A 4,346-nucleotide genomic window follows, 5' to 3' on the forward strand; every position below is an offset into this window, starting at 1 on the left:
CTGCGGCCAGGGTCGGTGATCTTGCCCAGACAGTGCGGTTCCATCTGCGCCCATTGGGCGTCCGTCAGTACAAAGCGATCCATCCAGAGTGTGAATCACAACTCCAGCAAAATGGAAATCCTAAATCCCCACACCCCTTAGTCGATCCTCTGGAACCAACCGTGCCGATGCTCGCTCTTGCCGAGGAGGTTCCTCGCTATGGCGACGCGTGCATATTGGCAGGGCCAGATCAAGCTGGCGCTGGTGTCGATCCCGGTCGAAATCTATCCTGCGACCAAGTCGGGCGCGGCGGTTTCTTTCCGCCAGATCCACGAACCCACCGGCAAGCCCATTCAATATGAGAAGGTAGTGAGCGGGGTCGGCCCGGTCGACCGCGACGAGATCCTCAAGGGCTTCGAGCTGTCCAAGGGCAATTATGTCCTGCTGAAGCAGGAGGAGATCGAGGCAGTCAAGATCGAGAGCCGCAAGACGCTGGACCTTGTCCAGTTCGTCGAATCTGACGCGATAGACGTCCTCTATTATGAGAAGCCCTATTTCGTGGTTCCGGCAGACGATCTGGCCGAGGAAGCTTATGCGGTCCTTCGCGACGCGCTACGCCAGACAAAGAAGGTGGGCCTTGGCCAGCTCTCGGTGCGCGGCCGCGAGCAGCTTGTGTCTCTGAAGCCGTGTGGCAAGGGGCTGGTGCTCGAAGTGCTGCGCTATGCCGACGAGGTGAACAAGGCGCAGAGCTATTTCAAGGGACTGCCAGCCGATACGGCGGACGAGGACATGCTCGATCTCGCGGTCAGCATCATCGACAAGAAGACCGCGCCCTTCAAGCCGGATGAGTTTCACGACCGCTATGTCGACGCGCTTCACAGGCTGATCGACAAGAAGAAAAAGGCCAAGGGCAAGCGGATCATCGAGGATGTCGATGACGAACCGACTGGGCGGAAAGCCGGCAATGTTATCGACCTGATGGCCGCGCTCAAGAAGTCCGCCGGAGGGGCGAAAAGCACACCAGCGAAGAAGACGGCGGCCAAGCCGAAAACCGCGACGAAGAAGGCCGCGCCCAAGCGCAAGAGCGCCTGATGGAACTCAATCCCGACACGCCTCTCCAGCTGATCGACGGGCCGGCCCTGCTTCGCCTGGGCGTTGCGGCCATCCTTGGCCTTCTGCTCGGGCTGGACCGGGAACTGCGCGGCCACGCGGCGGGCATGCGCACCCATGGGCTTATCTGCTTCACCTCCGCGCTGATGACCGTCTGCGCCATTGCCCTTCACCTTGAGCTGCGAGGACAAGGAAATATCGATCCGCTCCGCGTGTTCGAGGCTTCCGCGGCGTTCACCGGCATCATAGCGGCGGGGCTGATCGTCTTCAGCAAGGGCGAGATCAAGAATCTGACGACGGCTGCCCATATCTGGCTGGCGGCTGTCATTGGAATCGCCTGCGGCGCGGCGCTATGGCCGCTGGTGGCAAACGCGACCGTCATCGCCGTCATCATGCTGTCCCTGCTCGGCCTCGTCGAACGGCGCTGGCTCGATCCGCAGGATCGGAAAAAGTGATGGCCGCTAAAGACGCGCTCTCCACCTATAACGCCAAACGCGACTTCGCCCGTACCCGGGAGCCCAGGGGCAAGATCGCAAAGACCGGCGGCCACAGCTTCGTCGTGCAGAAACATGCCGCGACCCGGCTGCACTGGGACTTTCGGCTGGAGGTGGACGGCGTGCTCAAAAGCTGGGCCGTGACCAAGGGGCCCAGCATCGATCCCGCCGACAAGCGGCTCGCGGTGCGGACCGAAGATCACCCGCTCGATTATGGCACGTTTGAAGGCTCCATCCCCAAGGGCGAATATGGCGGCGGTACGGTGATGCTGTGGGACCGCGGCACCTGGGAGCCAATCCCAGGCAAGAGCGCGGATGATATCAAAGAAGGGCATCTGCATTTCATCCTGCATGGCGAACGCATGAAAGGCGAATGGCTGCTGGTACGGATGAAGGGCCGGCCCAAGGAGAAGCGCGAGAACTGGCTGCTGCGCAAGATCGACGACAAGGAGGCGGGGTCGGGCGACGTACTGGTCGAACGGGCGCTGACCAGTGTGTTGACCAAGCGTTCCATGGCACAGATCGAGGCGGACAAGGGCGGCGAGCAATCGCTGGCGGGCTCAAAGGGCAAGGCCTTTTCCGCCAGGATGCAGGCGGCCAAGGATCATAATGCGAAGGTCGCGCCCAAGCGAAAGGCGCGCTCCACCGCCCTGCACCCCTTCGTGAAGCCTCAGCTTGCAACGCTGGTCGACGCCGTGCCGACCGGCAATGACTGGCTGCATGAGATCAAATATGACGGTTATCGCGCGCTGATCGCAGCGAGTGGGAAGAAGGTCAGGTTCTACACACGCAACGGCCTCGACTGGACCGACAAGTTCGGGTCGCTGGTCGCATCGATCGCTGCACTCGCCCTACCGCCTTGCTTAATTGATGGCGAAGTGGTCGCACTGGACGGCGACGGCAATCCGGATTTCTCGACGCTGCAGAACGCGTTGAGGCGGGGACATGGCGAGGAGGATGCCGACCGCCCCCTACATCTGTTTGCCTTCGATCTTCTGTCGCTCGACGGGCAGGATCTGAAAGGGCTGACGACGATCGAACGCAAGGAGCGGTTGGAGGCGCTGCTGGGTGAAGCCGAAAGCCCGATCCATATGTCCGACCATGTTCTGGGTGCGGGCGAAACGCTGTTCCGGTCGCTATGCGATGCAGGGCAGGAAGGCATCATCTCGAAACGCGCCGACGCACTCTATCGCAGCGCGCGAACGCGCAACTGGGTGAAGGTCAAATGCACACGGCGGCAGGAGTTCGTGATCATCGGCTGGTCGGAGAGCAAGGCGAAGGGACGCCCTTTCGCCTCTCTCCTGCTCGCCCAGTATGAGGGCAAGGCGCTGACCTACAAGGGCAAGGTCGGCACCGGCTTCGATAGCGCCGCAATGGACGATCTGGCCGCGGCCATGGCACCGCTCGCCATCGACAAGGCAGCAGCCGATGTGCCCCGCGTCGAAGCGCGCGGCGCGAAATGGATCAAGCCGAAGCTGGTCGCCGAAGTCGCCTTCGCGCAATTCACCGGCGACGGACGCGTGCGCCATGGCAGCTTCCTAGGCCTGCGTGGCGACAAGCCGGTCAAAGCGGTGAAACCCGAAAAGCCTACCCCCACCCCCGCACCGCAAGGCAGTGTCGCGATCAGCAGCCGCGAGCGGGTCATATTTCCCGACAGCGGGCAGACCAAGGGCGAACTGGCCAACTATTATGCCCGCGTTGCCCCGCTGATGCTGCCCTTCGCGGCGAACCGGCCGATGAGCCTCGTCCGCTGCCCGCAAGGGCGGGCCAAGAAATGCTTCTTTCAAAAGCATGACAGCGGCGCCCTTGGTGAAGCCGTTCGACAGGTGCCGATCCGGGAGAAGGATGGCGGGTCGGAGGATTATATCTATGTCGAGGATGCCGACGGCCTTCTCGCCTGCGTCCAGATGGGCACGATCGAATTTCATGGCTGGGCGAGCCGCGCGGACGCGGTGGAAAAACCCGACCGGATGATCTTCGATCTCGATCCCGATGAAGGACTTGATTTCGACGTCGTGAAACAGGCCGCCACAGACATACGCAATCATCTAACCGATATTGGCCTTGTCTCCTTCGCCATGCTCTCAGGCGGCAAGGGCGTGCATGTCATCGTCCCACTGACGCCCGGTCATGACTGGGACACGCACAAGGATTTCGTATCGCGCTTCGCCCAGGCGTTGAGCGCGGCAGAGCCAGACCGCTTCACCGCGACGATGAGCAAAGCCAAGCGCAAGGGCCGTATCTTCATCGACTGGCTGCGCAACCAACGCGGCAGTACCGCGATCCTGCCCTACTCCGCCCGCGCCCGCCCGGGCGCCCCGATCGCGATCCCGATCGACTGGAGCGAACTTGCACGCATGAAGGATGCCCACCCCTTTTCGATCGGCGATGTCGAAACGCTGCTGAAACAGGTCGCAAAACTCAAAGGTTGGGGCTTCGCGGCCCAGAGCCTGCCGGAAATATAACGTTTCGACCCTTTGTGCCCGTTCAGGCGCCGATTTTTCGTCCCAAGGTGCGGTCCGTCCGCTAACCGGCATGTCGCGACCAACTCAAACCATTCCGAGGTAGCAGCGGAATGGCAGGTCGCGCCGGGAGTGGTGATCGAGGTAACAGCTGGCAATCATCCTAGGCGGCGTGGACAAATTTAAGCCAGTATCTGGCCGTTGCGAGATGGACCATTCCAAGGAAGCTATTGGCCAGTTGATCGTATCGGGTAGCGATGGCGCGGTTGATCTTAAGGTGGCCGAACATGCGCTCGATACG

At 61.7% G+C, this 4,346-nt stretch carries 4 protein-coding genes; 3 read left to right on the forward strand and 1 reads right to left on the reverse strand.

Annotation, left to right across the window (positions count from 1 at the left end):
- Positions 1-198 precede the first annotated feature (198 nt).
- From ACOJSJ_RS14625 to ligD, 3 genes are read left to right on the forward strand one after another with little or no spacing between them, the layout of a single operon-like run.
- Positions 199-1,071 (forward strand): Ku protein, encoded by an 873-nt coding sequence (locus ACOJSJ_RS14625; RefSeq protein WP_420145706.1) that lies wholly within the window; start codon positions 199-201, stop codon positions 1,069-1,071.
- On the forward strand, positions 1,071-1,544 hold the full coding sequence (locus ACOJSJ_RS14630; protein ID WP_420145707.1) for an MgtC/SapB family protein: 474 nt from the start codon (positions 1,071-1,073) through the stop codon (positions 1,542-1,544). Before ACOJSJ_RS14625 ends, ACOJSJ_RS14630 begins: the two co-directional genes overlap by 1 nt.
- A complete protein-coding gene (gene ligD, locus ACOJSJ_RS14635; protein ID WP_420145708.1) occupies positions 1,544-4,048 on the forward strand; it encodes a DNA ligase D in 2,505 nt (834 codons plus the stop codon). Before ACOJSJ_RS14630 ends, ligD begins: the two co-directional genes overlap by 1 nt.
- Before the next feature lie 160 nt (positions 4,049-4,208).
- On the opposite strand, the gene ACOJSJ_RS14640 is transcribed toward ligD, so the two are convergent.
- Positions 4,209-4,334 carry a transposase gene (locus ACOJSJ_RS14640; protein WP_037482006.1) on the reverse strand — a complete coding sequence of 42 codons (126 nt, stop codon included), beginning with the start codon at positions 4,332-4,334 and terminating at the stop codon, positions 4,209-4,211.
- Positions 4,335-4,346 lie beyond the last annotated feature (12 nt).

Source organism: Sphingobium sp. (assembly GCF_048594625.1).
Classification (GTDB): Bacteria; Pseudomonadota; Alphaproteobacteria; order Sphingomonadales; family Sphingomonadaceae; genus Sphingobium.